This window comes from Larkinella sp. VNQ87 (genome assembly GCF_049445795.1).
Lineage (GTDB): Bacteria > Bacteroidota > Bacteroidia > Cytophagales > Spirosomataceae > Larkinella.
On record NZ_JBMSDT010000008.1, the window covers coordinates 137,210 to 158,273 of the forward strand.

Annotated in this window: 14 protein-coding genes; 8 read left to right on the plus strand and 6 right to left on the minus strand. The window is 52.5% G+C overall.

Annotated features, from left to right (window positions below):
- The first annotated feature begins 63 nt into the window (after window positions 1-63).
- Window positions 64-501, plus strand: coding sequence for an SRPBCC family protein (locus tag ACO2Q8_RS15270; RefSeq protein WP_423345699.1), 438 nt, complete (start codon window positions 64-66; stop codon window positions 499-501).
- Between the two features lie 72 nt (window positions 502-573).
- Here ACO2Q8_RS15270 and ACO2Q8_RS15275 read toward each other — a convergent pair whose 3' ends face one another.
- On the minus strand, window positions 574-4,404 hold the full coding sequence (locus tag ACO2Q8_RS15275) for a cellulose binding domain-containing protein (RefSeq protein ID WP_423345700.1): 3,831 nt from the start codon (window positions 4,402-4,404) through the stop codon (window positions 574-576).
- 219 nt (window positions 4,405-4,623) lie between these two features.
- On the opposite strand from ACO2Q8_RS15275, the gene ACO2Q8_RS15280 reads away from it, so the two are divergent.
- The 6 genes from ACO2Q8_RS15280 (at window position 4,624) to ACO2Q8_RS15305 (ending at window position 11,672) form a co-directional block, all read left to right on the plus strand.
- Window positions 4,624-5,877 (plus strand): dicarboxylate/amino acid:cation symporter, encoded by a 1,254-nt coding sequence (locus ACO2Q8_RS15280; RefSeq protein WP_423345701.1) that lies wholly within the window; start codon window positions 4,624-4,626, stop codon window positions 5,875-5,877.
- A 119-nt stretch (window positions 5,878-5,996) separates the two neighbouring features.
- Window positions 5,997-6,416, plus strand: coding sequence for an RDD family protein (locus tag ACO2Q8_RS15285; RefSeq protein WP_423345702.1), 420 nt, complete (start codon window positions 5,997-5,999; stop codon window positions 6,414-6,416).
- A gap of 262 nt (window positions 6,417-6,678) precedes the next feature.
- Window positions 6,679-7,593, plus strand: a complete 915-nt coding sequence (locus ACO2Q8_RS15290; protein WP_423345703.1) for an ABC transporter ATP-binding protein — start codon at window positions 6,679-6,681, stop codon at window positions 7,591-7,593.
- A 110-nt stretch (window positions 7,594-7,703) separates the two neighbouring features.
- On the plus strand, window positions 7,704-9,035 hold the full coding sequence (locus ACO2Q8_RS15295) for an ABC transporter permease (protein ID WP_423345704.1): 1,332 nt from the start codon (window positions 7,704-7,706) through the stop codon (window positions 9,033-9,035).
- A 200-nt stretch (window positions 9,036-9,235) separates the two neighbouring features.
- Window positions 9,236-10,261 (plus strand): helix-turn-helix domain-containing protein, encoded by a 1,026-nt coding sequence (locus ACO2Q8_RS15300; RefSeq protein ID WP_423345705.1) that lies wholly within the window; start codon window positions 9,236-9,238, stop codon window positions 10,259-10,261.
- Window positions 10,262-10,460: 199 nt separating this feature from the next.
- A complete protein-coding gene (locus tag ACO2Q8_RS15305; protein WP_423345706.1) occupies window positions 10,461-11,672 on the plus strand; it encodes an alpha/beta fold hydrolase in 1,212 nt (403 codons plus the stop codon).
- Between the two features lie 10 nt (window positions 11,673-11,682).
- On the opposite strand, the gene ACO2Q8_RS15310 is transcribed toward ACO2Q8_RS15305, so the two are convergent.
- From ACO2Q8_RS15310 to ACO2Q8_RS15325, 4 genes are all read right to left on the minus strand, one after another.
- Window positions 11,683-13,542, minus strand: a complete 1,860-nt coding sequence (locus tag ACO2Q8_RS15310; protein ID WP_423345707.1) for a PQQ-binding-like beta-propeller repeat protein — start codon at window positions 13,540-13,542, stop codon at window positions 11,683-11,685.
- Between the two features lie 87 nt (window positions 13,543-13,629).
- On the minus strand, window positions 13,630-14,403 hold the full coding sequence (locus ACO2Q8_RS15315) for a LytR/AlgR family response regulator transcription factor (RefSeq protein ID WP_423345708.1): 774 nt from the start codon (window positions 14,401-14,403) through the stop codon (window positions 13,630-13,632).
- Between the two features lie 8 nt (window positions 14,404-14,411).
- The gene (locus tag ACO2Q8_RS15320) at window positions 14,412-15,443 is read right to left on the minus strand and encodes a sensor histidine kinase (RefSeq protein WP_423345709.1); all 1,032 of its coding nucleotides are present in this window, start codon (window positions 15,441-15,443) and stop codon (window positions 14,412-14,414) included.
- Window positions 15,444-15,445: 2 nt separating this feature from the next.
- Entirely contained in the window at window positions 15,446-16,213 is a 768-nt protein-coding gene (locus ACO2Q8_RS15325) for a head GIN domain-containing protein (RefSeq protein WP_423345710.1), read from the minus strand.
- A 263-nt stretch (window positions 16,214-16,476) separates the two neighbouring features.
- Here ACO2Q8_RS15325 and ACO2Q8_RS15330 point away from each other — a divergent pair, with 263 nt between their 5' ends.
- Window positions 16,477-16,959, plus strand: coding sequence for a DUF4494 domain-containing protein (locus ACO2Q8_RS15330; protein ID WP_423345711.1), 483 nt, complete (start codon window positions 16,477-16,479; stop codon window positions 16,957-16,959).
- Window positions 16,960-17,065: 106 nt separating this feature from the next.
- On the opposite strand, the gene ACO2Q8_RS15335 is transcribed toward ACO2Q8_RS15330, so the two are convergent.
- Window positions 17,066-20,683 carry a VCBS repeat-containing protein gene (locus ACO2Q8_RS15335; RefSeq protein ID WP_423345712.1) on the minus strand — a complete coding sequence of 1,206 codons (3,618 nt, stop codon included), beginning with the start codon at window positions 20,681-20,683 and terminating at the stop codon, window positions 17,066-17,068.
- Window positions 20,684-21,064: the final 381 nt, after the last annotated feature.

A 21,064-nucleotide genomic window follows, 5' to 3' on the forward strand; every position in this document is an offset into this window, starting at 1 on the left:
GTGAGAGTCAGTGTGTCCAGAAGTTAATACTAACTCACACGGACCAAAGCCCGTGGGTACGGCATGAAAATTTCCCTTTACACAACTGTTGAACAAGATTACCAGCGCGTTTGGGCCGGTTTTGACCTGCGATTGTTCAACAAGCTGAGTCCGCCGTTTCCACCCGTGAAGGTGGTTCGATTCGACGGTTGTTTGAAAGGGGATACGGTTCATCTGCGGCTTAACTTTTTGCTTTTCAAGCAGGACTGGATTAGTCTTATCATTGATCAGCAGGAAACTGAAGAGGAAATTTTCTTTATCGACAAAGGTACCCAACTGCCCTTTTTTTTGGCCTTCTGGCAGCACAAACACCGAATTATCCGACAAGGCAATCAAACCCGCATCGGTGATGAAATTACCTTCCGAACCCCAACACGGCTAACGGACGTTCTCCTCTATCCGCTTTTTTACGCCTTATTTGCGTATCGAAAACCCATTTATAAAAAAACCTTCCGACGCTGACCCGGTTTGTGTCAGCCATCGGAAGGTTTTGTGCGGTTTCCGGTAAGGCTGGAAACCGTCATGGCAAGTCGGCTATTGCTTCACCACTTTAATGAGCCGGGAATGCTGTCCCGCATTGGCGCGAAGGAAATAGACCCCGGCCACCTGCTGCCGGATCGTGAGCGACTGCCGTTGCCGTTGGCCCGTTGCAGTGACGGAACGCTGGAGAACTGGTTTTCCGTGCACGTCCGTCAGCGACAGCCGAACCTCCTCACCAGCCGGGGCGGCAAACTCCACCTCAAAGACTTCAAAAACCGGGTTGGGTAACACCTGAACCACAAAGGTTTCCGCATCAGAAGCCGTCGAAACCCGGGCTCCGGCCGATGATGTCGGCTCAATTCCGTAAATCAGATTGCCTTTGTAGTAAACCGTAATCCGGTCATTCTCAGCAAACGGAGCAGCGGGTTTATACGAGTGGTCATCGGCTTCGTTGAAGTTCGACCAGTTGCTTTTCGCAATCCGGTATTGAATGTTACCGGTATTGCTGAGCGGATAGAGCGTGCCGGCTTCGGACTTGATGCGCAACTCCAGGTACGTATCGGCCCCGGTTCGGGCCGGATTGACCGGTACAAACTGACCCGCCAGTTTCGCGTTTCCGAGCTTGGCGTAATCGATCCAGTAATTGAGTGACGAGGTTCCATCGGCCGTAAACCAGTAGCGCACCGAGAGATCACCGTAAGTCAGGGGCACATTGCCGGTATTGTTGATTTTCAGGTACGTGCTGATCGTGTTGGAATTGGTGCGGTTATTTTTGTTCTCCGATAAAACCTTTACCGCCAGAACCGAAGGCGTTATTTCGGGTTCAGTCCCCCAGATCAGCGTTCCGTTCTGATACACGGTAATCCGGTCATTCAGGGCAAAATCGCCCGATGCCCGGTACGAATAATCATCGGTTTCGTTCAGGTCCGCCCAATCTTTATTGGCCAGCCGGGTTTGAATCGGACCGGAATTGCCGCCAACGGCCAGACTCCCGGCCGAAGGATCGAAGCTGTACTCCACGTAGCCATTCGCGCCGTTTCGGGCCGGTGTATCCTGCCGGACGTACGTGGCTTTTACCTTGTTGTTACCCAACTGGGCGTAATCGATGAACGTGTTGATCCCGGCGAAGTTTTCGGCCGTAAACCAGTAGCGGATGGTCAATTCGCTATACGGAACCGCCGTTGTGCCTTCATTGACCAACTTCAAATTTGGTTTGATCTGGTTGTTGGTCGTCTGGCCGTTGTCTCCGTTCTGGTATTGCACCTTCACCAGCGTCAATTGTGACAGATCAAAGCGGGCCAGGACCGGGACGTGGTCGGAGGTGTTGTTACCGTAATCACTGATGGTTACATAGGGAGTAGCCACGGCCGCCGAGCCGTCTACATACGCCGGGGCCAGTTCGTTTGAGACAATAATATGGTCGATGACATTATCCTGGGCCAGAAACGTTCGGAAACCGTTGTCGCTCAACGACCGGGTCACGCCCGTGAAGCTGGCGGCATCGTCCGTAAAGGGTTTGTAAGTCGATTCGGTCGTGGAAACGCTGGCCACCGTCCGGTCGAGGTCGTCGTTCAAATCCCCGGCCAAAATCATCAGATCATTCGGATACTGGGCTTTCAGGGTGTCATACAGCACTTTGACATCGTATTTCCGCCGGTCGTAAGCTTCCTGTGAAGTCGGCGCTCCTTCGTTGGCCTTGGCGTGAATCCCGACCACGTTGACCTGTTTAGTAATTCCGGCGACGGTCACATTGAATTTCCACAGATACGGATACCGGCCCGACGCCCAGAAATTGTCGGGTTCGGTCGGGTAGCCGGCCAGGTTTTCAACCCGTTCCATCAGCGGTTTTTGCGAAATCAGTGTGGCCACCTCCGATTTATACAGAATACAAACCCGCTGCGTATTGTTGGGTAAGGTTGGACCGGGCGTGGCCGGGTTGGCCGGAATTTCGTGACCTGGATTATTCGAGACGAACCGGGAGCAATTGCCCTGGTAGCCCGGCATCCCGGCCAGCAGGCTGGGCAGGGCGTTTTCGGACGAAATCTCTTCCAGCACGATGATGTCGGATTGCAGGCTGTTCAAGACCGCAATGGCGTTGGTTAGTTGCTGCGCTTCGTTGGTGGGGCCGTTGCCGGTGCTGCCCAGCCACTCAATGTTCCAGGCGGCTACGTCGAGCGTCAGGTTGCGGTCGATTTGGCCCCCGGCCGGTAGGTAGGGAGCGCTTCCCGGCAAATCCTGGGTAAAGCGGGGTAACAACTGCGTTATCGCATTAAACCGCCCGACGACGCCGGTGATCGGCGCCGGGTTGGCCGGATTGGTATTGCCCGGAATGTTGGTCGCCCGATTGATCCGAATCTCGCGCGTACCGGTTGCATCCTGAAGCTGGAAATTAGCGTCTGGCGTCAATACAAAAACCGGGTTGGGCGCATCAACGACCGTATTCGGGCGAATTACGGCTGAATTAACCGTAACCAACTGACCTTCGAACTCCGGCAACTGACTCACCGTAACCACTTTCGGCGTGAGCGGCCCCTGCGGTCCGAAGTTGGTGAACGTCACCGTGCCCGAAACCTGCCGGTTATTGTTGAACGCTCCAAGTGTGCCACCCGTAATCTGGACTGAATCGCCGATTTGAACACTGTTTCGGAACGCCGTGCTAAAAACCGCAATCCCGCCCGTCGGGTCCTGAATATAAGCCACATCGTTAAACTGGTTGCTCACGGTAACCCGACCGGCAATTTTTCCGCCCGGCAAGGCCGAAATTGGCGTGTTGTTCGGCTGGCTGCGGGCCAACGCAATGCTGGCAATGGTGTTCGGATCGAAGACCGTGCCGCTCACCGACACCGAAACCGATGTTGCTCCGCTGACACTCGTCACAAAACCACTGACATCGCCCTGCGTAGCGCCGGTTAGCCGGACGTCGATGGCCGTAGCCCCCACCGCGCTGTTCGACAAGGGCAGCGTCAAACTGGACGAGTAACTGTTGCCAGTACTGATTTCAAAACCGCTCGGGGCCGAAACGACCACATCCGCCGTCAGGTTACTGCCCGAAAGGGTGAAGGATCTCGGTGTAGAAGCCGCTCCTTCCGAGGTCGTAAAACCGGTTAAGGTAGTTGGATTGACCGTCAACACCGGAACGGGCGTTCCTCCCCCTTCAATCGTCGCCGTAACGCTCAGATCGTCGATGGCCAGCCCGTGGTCCGCTCCGGCATGGTCGGGATCGTACCAGCGCAGCATGATTTCGCTGCCGGGTTGGATAGAAAGGCCCGAGATCGTGTAGTTTTTGGCCTGACGGTTCGTATTTCCATCGATGGCCCCGGCCGTTCCGCCGGAAACCGTATTGGAAAAGTTGAGTTCCGGCACCGCTACATAATCGGTAGGCACCGCGCCCCCGGCCGGATTGGTGGTTTCGATGGCGGTCGTTGAAACCAGGTAGGAAAACGGCACGACCTGCGGTTCGGAAACTGCACTATTGCGCCACTGCTCCCCATTGTAGCTGACCGTTAGGGCGGTAATGACCGTACCGGTTTCGTTTTTCAGCCGATACCCATACGTAAAGCTTCCGGCAGCGGCATTCCCCGACCCGACCGAGCCCAACGCCCGGTCGCTGGTTGTTCCGAAGCTGTTCAGCGCCCCGGCATTCGAACTGCCGGTTCCAGCTACGATGGTATTTCCCGTTCCCGTGCGTTCGCCATAAACACCCAAAATCGTACTGTTCTGGGTAAATACCGACGTTCCGGAACCGGGAAGCGCATCAAAATTTTCGGATCGGGTCAGATTACCGGCCTCGAACGAAACCTGGGCAAGGCTTTCCGAACGTCCGGCAAACAACCCTCCCAACAGCAGACTGAGTTTGATGAAGTTGAGTAAACTGTTTTTTGTCATAGTTGTGGTAGATTTTGCCTAAAATTAGGCTCAATTGGCCTGTCCGATATTACCAAACTATGAATTCTGTAAACTTCTTATTTACCGTCCACTCCGAAGGCACAAAATGCGTAAACCGCCCTGGTCAGTCCTCGAATTGACCCAGTTTCGGATTTTTCTCCTATTTTTGTTTGGGTCGGACTAGGCGCTGCTCCCTATTACTCTTTATCCTTCATCTGAATGAAACTAACCATTACCACGAAAATCGTTATCGGCTTTGCGCTGGGTGTCGTCATCGGTCAAATCCTGCACAGTACCTCCGACCCAGAAGCAGCCGCATCGATTGGCGCGAAGTTCCAGTTAATCAGCAAGGTATTTCTGAAACTGATCAAAATGATCGTCGGGCCGCTGGTGTTCTCCACGCTCGTGGTCGGCATTGCCAAACTCGGGGATTTTAAAGTGGTGGGACGTATTGGCATCAAAACCCTGGGTTATTTCTATTTTGCCACGATTTTATCGCTGCTCGTCGGTTTAATTGTAGTGAATATTACTCGTCCTGGTACGATTCAGAGCTGGCCCCGCCCGGCTGCCGGAACCAGCGTCGGGGTTGAAGGCAAGAAGCTCAACAGTGTTGAAGAGTTCATTCTACACATTTTTCCCGACAGTGCCTTCCGGGCATTGGCCGAAAACGAAATCCTGCAAATTGTCGTTTTTTCGCTCTTTTTCGGCATCGCACTTGGAGCCATCGGCGAAAAAGGCAAGGGGTTGATGAAAGCCCTCGACGCACTGAGCGAGCTGGTGTTCAAGATGGTGGGCTACGTAATGCAACTGGCCCCGTATGCGGTTTTGGGCGCGATGACGGCCGTGGTTGCTGCGAAGGGCCTGGGCATTCTGGTTTCTTACGCCTATCTTCTTCTGTGTTTTTACGGCGGTTTGCTCTTTTTCATCTTCGTCATTCTGGCCGGGATCTGCGCTTTCATGCGCATTCCGTTCTTCAAACTGTTACGACAAATGAAAGAGTCACTGCTGTTGTCGTTCAGTACGGCCAGTTCGGAAGCCTCTCTCCCGCAACAGATAAAAGCGCTCGAAGACTTTGGTATTTCACCGCGCATCATCGGTTTTGTGTTGCCCCTGGGCTACTCGTTCAACCTCGACGGCTCGATGATGTACATGACCTTTGCCACCGGTTTTCTGGCCCAGGCTTACGGGGTTTCGCTGACCCTTCAGCAACAGGTTATCATGCTGCTGACGCTGATGGTGACTTCCAAAGGCATTGCGGGCGTTCCCCGGGCGTCGCTGGTCGTGATTGCCGGAACGATGGCCCTGTTCGATTTACCCCCCGAAGGACTAGCCTTAATCCTGGGCATCGATCCCTTTCTGGATATGGGCCGCTCGGCCACCAGCGTAGCCGGGAATGCCGTTGCGACCTGCGTAATTTCGAAATGGGAAGGTGAATTTATACAACCCGCCGACCCGGTTTCCATCGAGGAGTAACCGTTTACACAATAGCAATAATTCGATATACATAATTTCGATTCAAAGGTTGCATTTGTCCGCGGAGATGATGTAGTTAGGCTTGTTTTTCAACCTCTTAACTCTTTTAACCTTCTCGTATGCAACCCGTATTCAACACCCCGGCTACCCAGGTCAAAGCTGACCCGGCACAGCGGTTTGTGGCCGCACTGATCGACGGATTCGTCGCTTATGTGCCTGTTTTTCTCTTAATGATGATCAGTTATCGATTGGGATATCTCGGCTACATCGTCCTGCTCGGCTATCACCTCACCAAAGATGCTCTGCCGGAAGTCAGCGGTTTTCTGGGCGGACAAAGCATTGGCAAGAAACTGATGAAAATCAAAGTGATCCGGGAAGATACCGGCCAGGGCATTCTGGGCGACTACGGCACGGCGATTGTCCGACAGGTATCCCTGATGATTCCGATTTTTGGCATCGTGGATGCGCTCATGGTGCTGGGCGATGAACGCAAACGGTTTGGTGACAAGTGGGCTAAAACGATCGTAGTCAAAGCCTGAGCCCTTTACTTCCGCAAAAAAGGCTGTCGTCGTCGGGCGACAGTCTTTTTTATGCGCTGGCGAACCATTTACCCGGTAAATTTAGTATCTTGGCCTAAGTGTTTGATTGTTTACCCAAGTAATTCTTACCACTTCATTTCTCCTGCGAATTGTCCGATGAACCCGTTCGGCGGCCATTTGTCCCAAAACCATATCACCCAATAGTACGGATTCTATCTTCGTGGCGACGATTGATCTTCATCGCGGCTTTTTTAACCTTTATATGAACATTCTCGAAACCCGCCACATTGTCAAACAGTACGCACAGCATCGGGCGTTAGACGATGTGAGTATCAACATTCCCCGTGGCCAGATTTTTGGCTTGCTCGGCCCCAACGGCGCCGGAAAAACGTCCCTCATCCGCATTATCAACCAAATTACCGGCCCCGACGAAGGCGAAGTTCTTTTTGACGGAAAACCGCTCGGTCCCGAACACATCTGCCGCATCGGGTACCTACCCGAAGAGCGGGGTCTGTACAAAAAAATGAAAGTGGGGGAGCAACTGCTGTACCTGGCGCAGTTGAAGGGGCTCAGTGAACGGCAGGCGATGGAAAAACTGAAAGCATGGTTCATCAAGTTTGACATTAAAACCTGGTGGACCAAAAATGTGGAAGACCTTTCGAAGGGGATGCAGCAGAAAATTCAGTTTGTCGCTACGGTTTTACACGAACCCGATCTGATCATCCTCGACGAACCGTTTTCCGGCTTCGACCCCATCAATGCCAACCTGATCAAAGACGAGATTCTGGAATTGCGCGAAAAAGGAAGCACCATTATTTTCTCGACCCACCGCATGGAATCCGTCGAGGAGTTGTGCGACCACATCGCGTTGATCAACCGGTCGAAAAAAGTGCTCGACGGTCCCAAAAAAACCATCAAAGAGCAATTCAAAACCCACACCTACCACGTTGATTTTCAAGGCACTTTAAATGACATCAATCCAGCCTACCAGGTTTTGGATACCAGACCCATTGAGGACGGATTTCAGCGGGCAAACATCCGACTTCCAGATGATGCCGCCGTCAACGACCTGATCCGCGAGCTAATTGGCCACGTCAGTGTCCGTTCGTTTGGGGAGAACATCCCCTCCATGAACGATATCTTCATCAAAGCCGTCGGCGAAGTTCCAACCACTTAACCAATTGTGAATGAGTGAATGATAGAATGAGTGAATAGCTTCGCTGGAAGCAAAGAACTGGAGGAGCTATTCACTCATTCTATCATTCACTCATTCACTCATTGACAACTATGAAAACCATTTTCCTTATTCTCAAGCGCGAATACCTGGTTCGGGTCAAGAAGAAGTCTTTCCTGATCATGACGTTGGTGACGCCCCTGCTGGTCTCCTGCATCTGGCTGATTCCGATTTTCTTCGCCATGCGGGGAATCGATCAGAAAAAAGTGGAGATAATCGACGAAACCGGACGGTTCGGGGATACGTTCAAGGATACCAAAGAACTGGTGTTCAAGCCGGTACAGGTTCCGGTTGAGCAGGCTAAGAAAGAGTTTGCCCGCAGCGGGTACGATGTGCTTGTTCATATTCCGAAGGATATTCTGGATAACCCAAAAAGCCTGAAAATTTACGCCGAAAAAAATGTGAGTCTGGAGGTTAAACGAGGAGTTGAAAAAGCCATTGAACAGGAAATTGAAAACATTCGGCTGGTCGAAGCCGGTATTGACCGCAAGATTCTGGAGAGCACCAAAGCCGATGTCTCGTCGGACACCTTTAGCCTGAGTGATGAGGGCGAAAAGGACAGCAGTTCGGGCGCGGCCACGGGTATCGGCTATTTATGTGCCTTCATCATCTATATCGCCATTTTTATTTACGGCGTGCAGGTGATGCGCGGAGTGATGGAAGAAAAAACCAACCGAATCGTGGAAGTGATCATTTCGTCGGTGAAGCCCTTTCAGCTCATGGCGGGTAAAATTACCGGCGTGGCGCTGGTCGGGCTGACGCAGTTTCTGCTCTGGATTTTACTCACCTTCGGTATTTCGACGGTAATGTCGAGTTTTCTGGGGCAAAGTGTCGGGCCGCAAAACCGGGTCGAGATGATGGCACAGGCTCAAACCCAGAACCAAAACCCGCCGACCGAAAAGCCCAAAACCGAGCAGCAGAACAACATGGTGGGATCGGTATTGAAAGCCGTCAGTACGCTCGACATCCCGCTCATCATTGGCTGTTTCCTGATCTACTTCATCGGAGGTTACCTGATTTACAGCGCTTTGTTTGCCGCCGTTGGCTCGGCGGTCGACAGCGACACCGATGTGCAGCAGTTTATGTTCCCGATTACGATTCCGCTGGTGTTGTCGTTTGTGATGGCGCAGTTCGTGATTCGGGAACCCGATGGTGCCGTGGCCTTCTGGATGTCGATGATTCCGTTCACCTCCCCCATCATCATGATGGTCCGTATCCCGTTTGGCGTACCTGCCTGGGAAATTCTGTTGTCGATCACGCTCTTGATCGGCGGTTTTATCGGAACTGCCTGGCTGGCCGCCCGCATCTACCGCGTCGGCATTCTGATGTACGGCAAAAAACCGTCGTACAAAGAACTGGCAAAGTGGGTGTTTTATAAGATTTAGTGAAGCGTGCCGCTGCCTCATTCGAATAGAAAGCATAAGTTAACTCGGCATAAGTAATTCATGCACTGATGTTACCTATTATGAGCAAATGGTGTCAGGGTTTGGGAGTTGATGAGAACAGCGAGACCTGCCGTGATGGCAGGTTGTCAATGCCGAGTCGGTTATTGAGCAACTAAAACACCGGTTGTGTTGATTATACTATGCAGACTACTCTTGCTTTTGCCAGTGCTTTTGCGCTGGGACATTGCCTGTTTCTGCTCGTCTTCTGCTGGCAACAACGGCATCAACAACCCGCGCTTCGTTGGCTGGCCGGTTTGTTGCTGGCAGTAGCCATCCGCTTATCAAAATCAGTTTTTTTGATTTTTGTCCCGACAGCACCTTACCTGGTCCCAGCTTCCGGATTAGTCGGGATGATGTTGATCGGTCCCTTTTTGTGGTTTTACATCAGGTCGGGTTTCGGGTCAGCCCGTTTGTTCAGGAAAACTGATTATTTCCATTTTGCCGGAAGTTTCGTGATTGCTTTCTGGCAATTTTTCAATCCGTCTGACTCGATCATTTTTTATCAGTATGCTTTCGCAGCTCTCCATATGGCCGCATATACCGGTATGGCTGCGTGGATCATCTACCGTCGATCGGCACAGTCCTCCCTCCATTCGGCGGTAATTCCCTGGTTAAACCGTTTGTTCATCGGAATTGGATGCCTTTGGTTGGTCTTTTTCATCCAGTTGTATGCCCCGGGACAGGTAATCTACCTCCTCATTACACTCATTGCCGCCCTCGTTCTGTATGGAATAAGCTTCTGGGGATTGCGCCATGCGCGACGATTAACCTTGGTTTTGACGACCAGACCATCTGTTGTCAACGAACAATTGCAATCGATTGGACACCAAATCAACCAGTTGATGGTCGGGGAACAGCTCTATACCGATTCTAATCTTACATTACCCAAATTGGCAAGTCGATTGAAATTGCCTCCTCATCTGACCTCGAAGGCCCTTAATCAAACATTCCGGAAAACATTCCCTGAACTGCTTACCGAGTACCGGCTTCAGGATGTTGCCAGTCGCTTAACTGACCCGGCCTTTGCCAACTACAGCATGGAAGCCATTGCGGCCGAATGTGGTTTCAATTCCCTCTCCACATTTTACACGGCCTTTAAAAAAATGTACCGAACCACGCCGGCTGACTATCAGAAGCGCCACCAGAAGCTGCGCGAATTGCCCTAAACAAACTTCGATTTTGCAAATTCGTACTGCGCGTTTGCCATTTTGTACCCGTTTTTTCCGCTTGGTTTGGGTTCTTTGCGTCAACCAATCAACGTAAACCATGCGCTGGATTAGCCTTAGTTTTTTATTGTTTTTCGCTCCCTTACTCGCCCTTAGTCAGACCCTCATCGGCGGCTTAGCCAGACGAGCCGATCTTGACATGCGATTACAGGCTCCCACCCCTGCCAGGCCGGGTGCGCGTGTTGTCACAGTAGCACCCGAAACTGCTGCCATCCGGGCAGGCTTGCAACCGGGCGATCTGATTGTCCGTATCAATGGTGTTTCACTGACCAGCGCAGTCGATTTTAGCCGTTCGATCAACAGCCTCCGAGGCAATATCCCTGCCCGGCTTGTCGTCCTGAGGGATGGTCGAAGGCTTGATTTGACCTACACACCCAACCCACGTTCCCTGGAGCAGCATCTGAACACAGCGATCGAATATGGCCGCTTGACCACCCCACTAGGCCATACCTTACGAACCATGGTTACCAAACCCAAAGCCGGGACAGGTAAATTACCCGCTATTTTATTGATTCAATGGTTGTCGTGCACATCCGTCGAAGTCGAACGGGTAGAAGATGGTAACGACCTGTTGATTCAACAACTTGCTGAGGCCTCTTCACACTTATTTATGCGTGTTGAAAAACCGGGTGTAGGCGATAGTGAGGGGCCAGCCTGCGCCGATTGCGATTTGCAGACCGAACTCAGGGGGTATCAAACCGCCCTGGCCGAGTTGAAAAAACGACCGGATGTGGATACCACCCGGATTTACCTCCTGGGAATGAGTCTGGGCGCATCCCTGGCGCCAATTGTGGGAGCGGGTCAATCCATCAAAGGATACATTGTCACCGGCGGCTGTACAACCACCTGGTTTGAGCACATGCTGGAAATCGAACGGCGTCGGCTAAGCTTGTCGGGGGAACCGTGGGGCCAGATTAACGCAAAAATGGCGGGTTATGCGACCCTCTACCAACGCTATTACGTGGAGAAAATGACGCCACAGACTATCCTGCACCACTATCCGCACCTGACTCCGCTCTGGTACGATGCTCCGGCTCACCAGTATGGCCGACCGGCTTCCTTTTTTCATCAGGTTCAGGACCTGAACTTTGAAGCAGGCTGGTCAGCTGTGCATGTACCGACTTTGGTTATTTACGGCGAATACGATTGGATCATGAGCCTGAACGACCATCAAAAAATTGTTCAGTTGGTCAATCAGCATCAGGCTGGTCTGGCGACATTAATTATTGTATCCAAAGCGAATCATAACTTAGCCCAATTTGGTACTCCTCAGCAGGCATTCCGCAATGAAGGCGGAGCTTTACCAAACAACTTAGGCTCTTTGGTCAGTGATTGGCTCCGTCAGCACTAGTCCGGGTATGTCAGTCTTCGACTCCGAACGCCAGCAGCACATTGCCGGGCATTTCACTGAACATACCGTAGCCGGAATTAACAAAAAGCATCCCGTCGGACACCACCGGCGACGGCCCGTCGAGGGAACCGCCTTTTCCCGGAATGCCGTTGACGGTTTGGTAATCCCGGATCGTATTATAATCCCAGACAATTCGGCCAGTGGCGGTCTCATAGGCCCGGATGTGACCATCCAGCGTTCCGCCAAAAACCAGGCCGGGCACCACCGTCGGGGCGGCTGAGTTAGCCGAGACACAGGGCTGTCGTTCGCAGGGGGGCGCGGGCGTTGTCCAGACAACTGCTCCGGTTGCCAGGTCCAGCGCGTGAAGGCCGGGTGCAGCCTGACGGGTCGAATCCCGGCGGTCGATGGCCCAGATGTTGTCGGCATTGGCAGCATATACCAGCTTCCCGTCTGTCGCCATGCCCCAGTGAATCCCCCCCAGCATCCCGCCTTTCCCGACTCGGGTTTGCCAGAGCGGTTTGCCGGTATCGGGATTCAGGGCATGAACAACGCCGGATTTTTGACCCACCACCAGCCGCTCGGTGCCCCGGACATCCTTCACCAGAATCGGAGCCATGCCAAAATCGTGATCCGGGCCAACGGTATCGGGGCAGTTCGGATTGCCCGGACAGGCCAGGTTCCAGGTATCGGCACTGGTGGCCTGAAACGACCAGACCAGACGACCGGTTTTCAGATCCACCGCCTGAATGGCATCGCTGCCGGCGGAGAACGGATTCGAGTAATTTTCGCCGGTACCGATGTACACCAAGCCCCGTTTCACATCCACCGTCGGGCTACACCAGACCGGTGCCCCGGATGGCCCCAGGAACGGCTGCCCGTTTTTCTTTTTACCCGATTCCCGCACTTTTTCCGCAATCACCCGATGCCGCCAGAGTAGCTGCCCGGAAGTGGCATCCAGGGCCACCAGTTCGCCCGACGAACTGCAGCAGGGATAATTTGGGTCCAGCGCCATCGCGACTTCAATGGAGCTGATCGGCACAAAGACCCGGTTTTCGTGCACCACCACCGAGCCAGTATTGGATGCCTGCGGGTGCGCTCCGGCCCGTTGTTTCCAAAGCAACTTACCCGTCCGAACATCCAGGGCGTAGACATTCGTGACATTGTCGGCAAAATACGCCCGGATACCCCGCTGATCCTGTACGACGCTGATCGCCCCCCGCACCGGCCCATCGGCCTGAAATTGCCAGCCGATTTTGCCCGATTGCTTCTGTATGGCAAACACCTCGCCGAATTGGCTGCCCACCACCAGCCAGTCGCCCACCACGGCCGGTTTGCAACGCATCTGGGTAGCTTCGGGAAAGGCAAAAGCCCATTTCAGCCGAAGTTTGCCCACATTGGCCGGCGTAATGCCCGCCTGTTGTTCCGTTCGAAAACCGGTTCCGGCCAGATCGCCCCCCCAACCGGAATACGTCACCAACCCATTGCGGTTTTTGGGTAGTGTAAAAACGGTAAATGCCGTCGATGGCAGGGCGTTTTCTTTCAGGACCCGCCCAGTCAGCCACTGGGCCACCGCTTTGCGCTCATCCGCTGTCAGATTGCCAGCCTGAGTCCGCATTTTGCCGGTTTCCAGGGCGGCCAGAATGGCCCGTGGGGTCATGATTCCTAATACGGCCTGACTGGGCGCTTTGATGGTGGCATTGCCCTGGTGACAAGCCGCACAAGACGTTGCAAACACCTGCCTGCCGAGTTTAACCGTCAGCGAATCAGGTGACTGGCCCTGCACAAGGCCAGTGTACATCAGAAGCAACACGGCCAACAATCGGCCACCTGGCCGGGCGACTACTACGGAAAAACGACGAACAATTTGCATAGAGATGGTCGGTTTTGGATTTACCTGGTAGACTGGCCCGCCCACCAGCGGAATTCGGAGAATACTCCCCTTGTCTTTGGCTCTGGTTCAGGTGTTTAGCCAGGTTTTGAACGACTCGGCCCGCTCGCGGCTGACCGACACTTCTTCTTCCGTTGGCCGATGCTTCAGCCAGATCCGCAGCCGCCCGTTGAAATAGGGTTCGATGCGCTCGATGGCCGACAGATGCGTAATGTATTTGCGATTGACCCGGAAAAAATGCCGGGGGTCGAGCTTGTGCTCCAGTTCGTCGAGCGTTTCGTCGACAATGTACTTCCGGTTTTGATTCGTGATCAGAAACACTACTTTGTCGTCGGCGTAGAGGTACAGAATGTCGGCGGTTTCGACCACATCGAACCGCCCGCCCTGCTTGATCAGAAACCGGTTTTTGTACGAAACCGGTTTGATGCCAAACTCCTCCAGCATTTTTGCCAGGTTTTGCGACGAGCCGTTGGAGTCGCCTGCCGAACCGCCCTGCTGCCGGAATTTCTGAATGGCTTTGGCGAGTTCCTCCTGTTCAATGGGCTTCAGGAGATAATCTACGCTATTGACTTTGAAAGCCCGCAGGGCGTATTCGTCGTAAGCCGTCGTGAAAATGACCGGTGTTTTAACATCCACCTGCTGAAAAATCTCAAAGCTCAGGCCATCGGCCAACTGAATATCCATCAGCAGGAGATCCGGGGCCGGATTGGTTTGCCACCAGCGGACAAAGGCCCGAACCGTATCGATTTTTCCCAAAATTTCGGCCTCGGGTGCTACGTCCCGAATCAGCCCTTCCATTCGTTTGACGGCCAGCGGCTCGTCTTCCACAATTAAGATTTTCATAGTCGTCTTCAATGATCGACCGGACGATGGGCAGCCGGTTCGAGTAAAGGTAATTTCACAATAAATTCCTGCTCCGTCTGCTCGATGGCAACCGGACGGTTGGCGGCCAACTGGACGTAGCGGTTTTGCAGATTTTTAAGCCCAATCCCGGTCGAATCGGTACGCAAGCGGCTTTTCGGCTGGAACGAATTGGCTACTACCAGGCAATCTTTGTCGGTGTGAATCCGGATTTCCAGCGGTTTCTCCAGCGAACATTCGTTGTGTTTGACCACGTTTTCGAGCAGCGTCAGCAGTCCCTGGGTTACAATCTGGCGATTACGGTCGGTGTCCGACAGTTCGACGGTATACCGAAAACTTTCGCCAAACCGCATCTGGTTGATAAACAGGTACGACTCCGCGATTTTCAGTTCGGTAGCCAGCTCGATTGTATTCTGCTCGGAATGCTGCAAACTGTACCGAAACACTTTGGAAAGCCGTTCGACAAACTGCACCGACTTGCCGGTATCCTCCGGGATCAAAGCACTTAGAATGTTCAGCGAGTTGAACAAAAAGTGCGGATTGACCTGGTTTTTCAACGATTCAAACTCGGCTTTCAAAACCGCCTGCTTCAGCCCTTCTTCCATCAACAGCAACGCCTTCCAGCGTTGCACGAAGGATTTGAGCGAGTAAACCGCCGTGATGCCCGCCGTAATGATGGCAAACAGTCCACAAATCGTCCCGTAGTCAATGGGCCGGAATGGGATGTCGTAATAGGCCCCAAGTCCCCAGGTAGCCAGAAAACCGGTCAGAGCCGCCGAAATTCCGCTGGAGGTTACCGTCAGCGATACGAGTTTTTGCGGAGACAACTGCTCGGCGGAGTGATTGAGCAGATACGGGATAAACCAGGATAAAGTCATGTAAATCAGTAGCCCACTCCCAATCACGATGCCAATAATGGTCAGTTTGATTTCAAATGGAATAGTGGCCTCAGTCTCCAGCAGAGCGTAGATGACCAGGATCTGTAGTGTAAGCAGAATACACAATCGGATGGTGTTTCTCATGGCTATACTTTCTTGATCGAACCGGCACCCGAACTTTCAAAATGCACACTGGGCTCCCCCTGGTAGTGTACTTTGCTGGCCCCCGTCGCTTCGGCCTTCAATACGTGGGTAGCGAAAATCTGGGCGGTGCAGGCTCCGGTTACTTCCACCGTGGCATCTTCCACCGGATATTGCAGGGCGTGCAGGTTCGAGGCCCCCGTCAGGTCGGCAGCCAGCGTATTTCCCCGCCCGATCAGCGTCAGCCGCGAAGCACCCGTAATGTCGATGTTCAACGTTTGCACCTCCCCTTCCAGCGACACGTTCGACGCGCCGGTAATATCGATGTCGAGGTTGTGTAGTTCGCGAAAACCGGTCAGTTGCACCGTGCAGGCCCCCGATACATCCAGCTTGCTCAGATGGGGCGTTGTAATCGTCAGCAGAAGATCATACTGGCGGTGCCAGAAGAAAAAACCGGAACCGATTTTGAGCCACTTACCCCGTTGCCGGACTTTGACGTTGTGGATGGCCCGGCGCGATCCACGGGCTGTCAGCGTGTAGGTTGGCCCTTCGGAAACGAGCACGTTTAACATGCCCCAAATTTCCAGTTTCTCAAAAGCGGTAATCGGCAATTCTTCCGTCACTTCCTCATACGACTCCTTGTCAGTTTGCCACCAGACCGTGGTCAGGAGCGCCAGCACACCGACGAACAAGAGCGTCAGGTGCAGGTAGTTTTTTATCGGTTCAACGGGCAAGGCGTCAACCAGCACCAAAACATCCTGTAAGGTATTCATTTTCAAGGATACTAATTTTTCAACAAAGATGCCCGGACGAAGAGGCTCCCCCAACGATCCGACGACGAACTAACCAAAAAGTCGGATGAGCCGTCGAACTTACCGAAAGAGCGGCTTTTTGTGTACTTTTGAGTTAGGGGTTGTAACACAGGGTTGATCAGGGATTATCAGAGGTAATCAGAGAAAAACTCTGTGTAACGCTGATAATCCCTGATCAACCCTGTGTTACAACATTTTAACAAAACCATAGAGACTTACACATTATGCCAAGCTGGTATCAGGGAAAAATTCGCTATCAATTACAGGACCCGACCGGGAAATTCAAAACTATCAACGAAGCGTACCTGATCGACGCCGTTTCGTATACCGACGCCGAAGCCCGCCTGTACAAGGAAGTGGCCGCCAACACACCCGACTTCACCGTGACGGCCATCACCCGGATGAGGCTCGCCGATCTGTTTCATTTCGAGGAAAGCGGGGAAACCTGGTTCAAATGCAAGGTCGTCTACGTGACGGAGGACGACAAAGGTCGTGAGAAACGCATCGTCAACCAGATGCTGGTCAATGCCGAAAATGTCAAACAGGCCTATGACCGGATTGAAGAAAGCCTGCGGACGATGCTGATCCCGTTTGAAACGACCGACATCAATACCACCAAAATTCTGGATGTGTTCCCGTATGTAGAAGAAGACCGTCTGCCCGCCAACCTCCGCCCGATCAGCGAGGTCGTCGGACAGGAAGAGTGATGGTTCAAAACTTCATTATTCGATATTCGGTATTCGATATTCGTTATTCAAAGATTAAATATCGAACACCGAATAACGAACACCGAATATCGAAGTTAAAACCCGCCTACCGTCCCGCCAGCGTCTGCAGCGGGATCAGCCGTTTCGCTCCTTTGGAATCAATAATCTCCACCGATTTTACCGCACGGTTCAGAACAATGTCCCGCGCCGACTGCGACAGAAACGATTGCCCGTAATAGAACTCCAGTTTCTGTTTTTTTCCATCGGCATACACCAGCGTCGCGGCTGCATCGTTCGGTTTTAGCCGGACCACCGGCTGCGATGCCCCCCAGCGGAAGACTTTCAACGGACCCCGGTTTTGGGTGGCTACAATCAGCGAAGCGGCCTGCCCCCCGGCCGGTCCCGCCGATAACCGGACGAGTCCCTTGGCATTTCCGGGCACGTAAAATCCGCTGGCTCCCGGATTCAGGGCCGTAAAACCGCCTTTCCCGTTGCCTTTGAGCAGTAAACCGTTTAAAGCATCCAGCCGCCCGACCAGCAGTTCGTTGCCAAAGTCGTTGCCGACCAGCAGCACATCCGGGTTGCCATCCTGGTCAAAATCATCCGCAATCATGCCAAAAACCGGAGCGGTTTGCGCCTGAACCGGTAATTCATGCACCACAAACGTACCATCGCCTTTGTTCTCTACGTAAGCCGATTTCATGTAGGTTGCTTCCAGCACAATCGCATCTTTCAACTCTTCTTCCTTCAGCAATTTATCAATGGTCGCTTTGGCAAAATCCTTGTGTAGCGGAAACCGGGCCCGCATGGCAATGATTTGCCGGATCAGGTCTTCACGGCCATTGAACGGATACTCCCGGCGCTCGCCGTCCTGATCCGGAAAGAACACCGTCGGAATCGCGTCGTAAAACCCGTTGTTGTCGAAATCTTTGGCGTAAACCCGGACGGGTTCTTTTTCACTGGCTTTGGCAAGGGTGTTGGTTCCCAGATTACCCGCGACATAATCCATATCACCGTCGCGGTCGAAGTCGGCCGCCACGAGCGAATTCCACCAGCCTTTTGCTTGATCAAATGAGGGATTTGGCGAATGGACGAGTTGTCTACCCTTCGCATTTTTCAGCAGCGTCAGGGGCATCCACTCTCCCGCCAACAGTAGATCCGGCCAACCGTCGTTATCGGTATCGGTCCAGAGGGCATCACAGACTAACCCGATGTTTTGCAGGGAGGGGGCCACGGTTTTGGTCACGTCGGTAAACTTCGGCTGACCGGGCTTGGAGTCGTTGCGGAGAATGAAGCTCGATACCGGCCGGGGGTATTGAGTGGGTGCAACCCGCCCACCCACGAACAGATCCAAATCACCGTCGCGATCATAATCGGCCGCTTTCAGACAAGATTTGCTAATCCAGTTTGGGGGCAAAACCTGCGAATCCAACTTAAAGTGCCCTTTTCCGTCATTGACATAAAACCGATCCTGAAAAACCGGCGTGTTCGGCTCTCCTTCATAGCCCCCGCTGGCCACATACAAATCCTGGTCGCCATCTCCATCGGCATCGAACAGCAGCGTTCCCATGTCCTCTTCCGGTTTGGTGTCTCCCGAATCGCCGGGCAGCAAGTCCTGCTGAACCAGTTTTCCGGTCGCCGTTTGTAACAGAAAAACGCCTTTCTGAGTCCGGGAACCACCAATAAACAAATCATCCCGCCCATCGCCGTTGACATCGCCCACCGAAACCGCCGGGCCGTACTGCGACAGTTTGTGTGGCAACAGCTTTTGTAAATTGAAGTCGATATACTCCGGTTCCTGATGAACAAACTGAAGCTTGAGCGAGTCTGTAACATCCCGGAAAAGGGTACCCGCCGGGGGCGTTGGCGGGAACGAAACCGGCTCGGTCGCATTTTGAATATCAACCATAAGCACCTGATTGGCCTTGACGTTTCGCAACGTCTGGGCTTTTCCGGGCTGACCGTTCTGTGCGGGCCAGCTAATCCGCACCTCGTCGATGGTCTGGGTAGCGCCCAGCCCGAAATGAGCCGCGTTTTCAACGGTCGACAGATAGCCCCGGTAGATGGTATGTTCGTAAATCTGCTGCTGGCCGTTGGCGTATTTCAATTCGACCAGTGCTCCCAGCCCCATGCGGTTTTGTTCGCTGCCTTTGAACCGAATCCGGAGGTAGTTGGCCTGCTGCGGTTTTTGTTCAACGAGGTTATTCCGGTACACAAAGGCCGAATCATTGATGTTGTTGATGATCATGTCCAGATCACCGTCGTTGTCGAGGTCGCCGTAAGCAGCCCCACCCGAAAACGCCGGAGTGGTCAGGCCCCAGTCGCGCGAAACATCCGTAAACGACAGGTCTGGACCGTTATTTTTAAAAGCAAAATTATTGATCTTGATGACCGGAATCTGCGTCAGCATAAACTCTTTGGTGGCCACCGACGAGTTATCGGCGTAATACTGCATGAAATCCCGGTCGGTAATGTCTTTCGGGAAACCGTTCGTGACCACAATATCCCGGTAGCCGTCGTGGTCGAAATCAACGGCCAGTGGGGTCCAGCTCCAGTCGGTTTCGGCGATGCCCGCCATCAAACTGATTTCGCTAAAAACCGGGTCACGCGTCCCGGGTTTGAAGCCCTGATTCAACTGGAGCGAATTCCGCATGTACTGATGTTTGAAACCAAACTCGTCGTTATTGAGGTAGGTTTGGTAGTTATTCGGAGGAATAAACATCTTCTTTCGCTGGTTGTCGTACGGCATCATATCAAGCACCACAATATCCATCAGCCCGTCGTTGTTCAGATCGGCCACGTCGTTGCCCATCGCCGAATTGCTGGTGTGTTTGAAATAATCCGGTGCCCGGTCGACAAACCCTCCCTTCTGGTTATTAATCAGGCAATGGTCTTCCGTCAGAAAGTCGTTCGTGATATAAATGTCTTTCCAACCATCGCGGTTGATGTCGCAAATGTTCAGGCCCAGGCCATAGCCTTCCAGCAGAATACCGGCATCCCGCGAAACATCGGTAAAAACCGGGTGGCCAAGGTTGGCATCAAAGTCGTTGCGATACAGCCGGTCGGTGGTTGGCGATGAACCATCCATTACTTTTTGGCGATAGGCCCCGGGGTATTTCTCGGCCATATTGGTCAGCAGAAACAGGTCGAGGTCGCCGTCGTTATCATAATCGAAAAAAGCCGCATTGGTCGTGTAACTATCATCGGCAATCCCATATTCTTTTGCCATTTCCTTGAAAACCGGCACCTGATCCTTCCGACCTTTCCAGCCCTGGTTGACATACAGCAGATTTTCGCGGTCGCGGGCGGTTTTGCGAATGGAGGCCGTGACGTATATATCCAAGAGTCCATCGTTATTGATATCGATCAGCGCTACTCCCGAACACCACTTGCCTCCCCCAACGACGCCGGTTTGCGCGGTCATATCCATGAACTTAAAGCTGCCCTGATTGAGATAGAGCCGGTTTTCAATCAGATTTCCCGTAAAAAAGACATCCTGCAAGCCATCGTTATTAAAATCGCCGATGGCAGCCCCTCCTCCATTATAGAAATAATCAACGTTCAGAATATTCAGCGTATCACTTTCATTCATCCGGTTAGAAAACGTAATCCCGGTTTCGCTGGCAGGCAATAGACTGAAAAGAGCTTTATCCCTAAACTGGCATGAACTCACAAAGCCGCAGAACAAGGCCCCCAAACCATACCCAAGAAGCTGTCGAAACATACCTGAAGAATAATATAGAAAATAACTAAAGTACAAAATTGCCCGGTAATTCCCGAAAAGGAAGTGCCCAGTTTTAGGGAGTTGATTTCACGTCTGACTGGCCTGGCCACCGGATCCCTTTTTCGGGCCGACAAAATAAGTAAAAATGCGCCATTGTCTTAGCTATTACCCTAATAATCAAAACATAGCAAAAAAAACTAAGCCAAAATTCAGGGGATATGTTTTACGCATAAATTACTAAAAATCAGCATGGTAGATTAGAAAACCGGCCTTTTCTTTGCTCCTCTTAGAACACAATTTTTTATAATATTCTTGAGAAAATTTTGAAGTATGTTAAAAGACCTCTTAAATTAGTACGAAAATAAAACCAATTATTACAAA

What these genes read in the sequence shown, in the direction of transcription:
- ACO2Q8_RS15270 (WP_423345699.1), top strand. Translation starts at nt 64, where the DNA reads ATGAAAATTTCCCTTTACACAACTGTTGAACAAGATTACCAGCGCGTT.
- ACO2Q8_RS15275 (WP_423345700.1), bottom strand. Translation starts at nt 4,404, where the DNA reads ATGACAAAAAACAGTTTACTCAACTTCATCAAACTCAGTCTGCTGTTG.
- ACO2Q8_RS15280 (WP_423345701.1), top strand. Translation starts at nt 4,624, where the DNA reads ATGAAACTAACCATTACCACGAAAATCGTTATCGGCTTTGCGCTGGGT.
- ACO2Q8_RS15285 (WP_423345702.1), top strand. Translation starts at nt 5,997, where the DNA reads ATGCAACCCGTATTCAACACCCCGGCTACCCAGGTCAAAGCTGACCCG.
- ACO2Q8_RS15290 (WP_423345703.1), top strand. Translation starts at nt 6,679, where the DNA reads ATGAACATTCTCGAAACCCGCCACATTGTCAAACAGTACGCACAGCAT.
- ACO2Q8_RS15295 (WP_423345704.1), top strand. Translation starts at nt 7,704, where the DNA reads ATGAAAACCATTTTCCTTATTCTCAAGCGCGAATACCTGGTTCGGGTC.
- ACO2Q8_RS15300 (WP_423345705.1), top strand. Translation starts at nt 9,236, where the DNA reads ATGCAGACTACTCTTGCTTTTGCCAGTGCTTTTGCGCTGGGACATTGC.
- ACO2Q8_RS15305 (WP_423345706.1), top strand. Translation starts at nt 10,461, where the DNA reads ATGCGATTACAGGCTCCCACCCCTGCCAGGCCGGGTGCGCGTGTTGTC.
- ACO2Q8_RS15310 (WP_423345707.1), bottom strand. Translation starts at nt 13,542, where the DNA reads ATGCAAATTGTTCGTCGTTTTTCCGTAGTAGTCGCCCGGCCAGGTGGC.
- ACO2Q8_RS15315 (WP_423345708.1), bottom strand. Translation starts at nt 14,403, where the DNA reads ATGAAAATCTTAATTGTGGAAGACGAGCCGCTGGCCGTCAAACGAATG.
- ACO2Q8_RS15320 (WP_423345709.1), bottom strand. Translation starts at nt 15,443, where the DNA reads ATGAGAAACACCATCCGATTGTGTATTCTGCTTACACTACAGATCCTG.
- ACO2Q8_RS15325 (WP_423345710.1), bottom strand. Translation starts at nt 16,213, where the DNA reads ATGAATACCTTACAGGATGTTTTGGTGCTGGTTGACGCCTTGCCCGTT.
- ACO2Q8_RS15330 (WP_423345711.1), top strand. Translation starts at nt 16,477, where the DNA reads ATGCCAAGCTGGTATCAGGGAAAAATTCGCTATCAATTACAGGACCCG.
- ACO2Q8_RS15335 (WP_423345712.1), bottom strand. Translation starts at nt 20,683, where the DNA reads ATGTTTCGACAGCTTCTTGGGTATGGTTTGGGGGCCTTGTTCTGCGGC.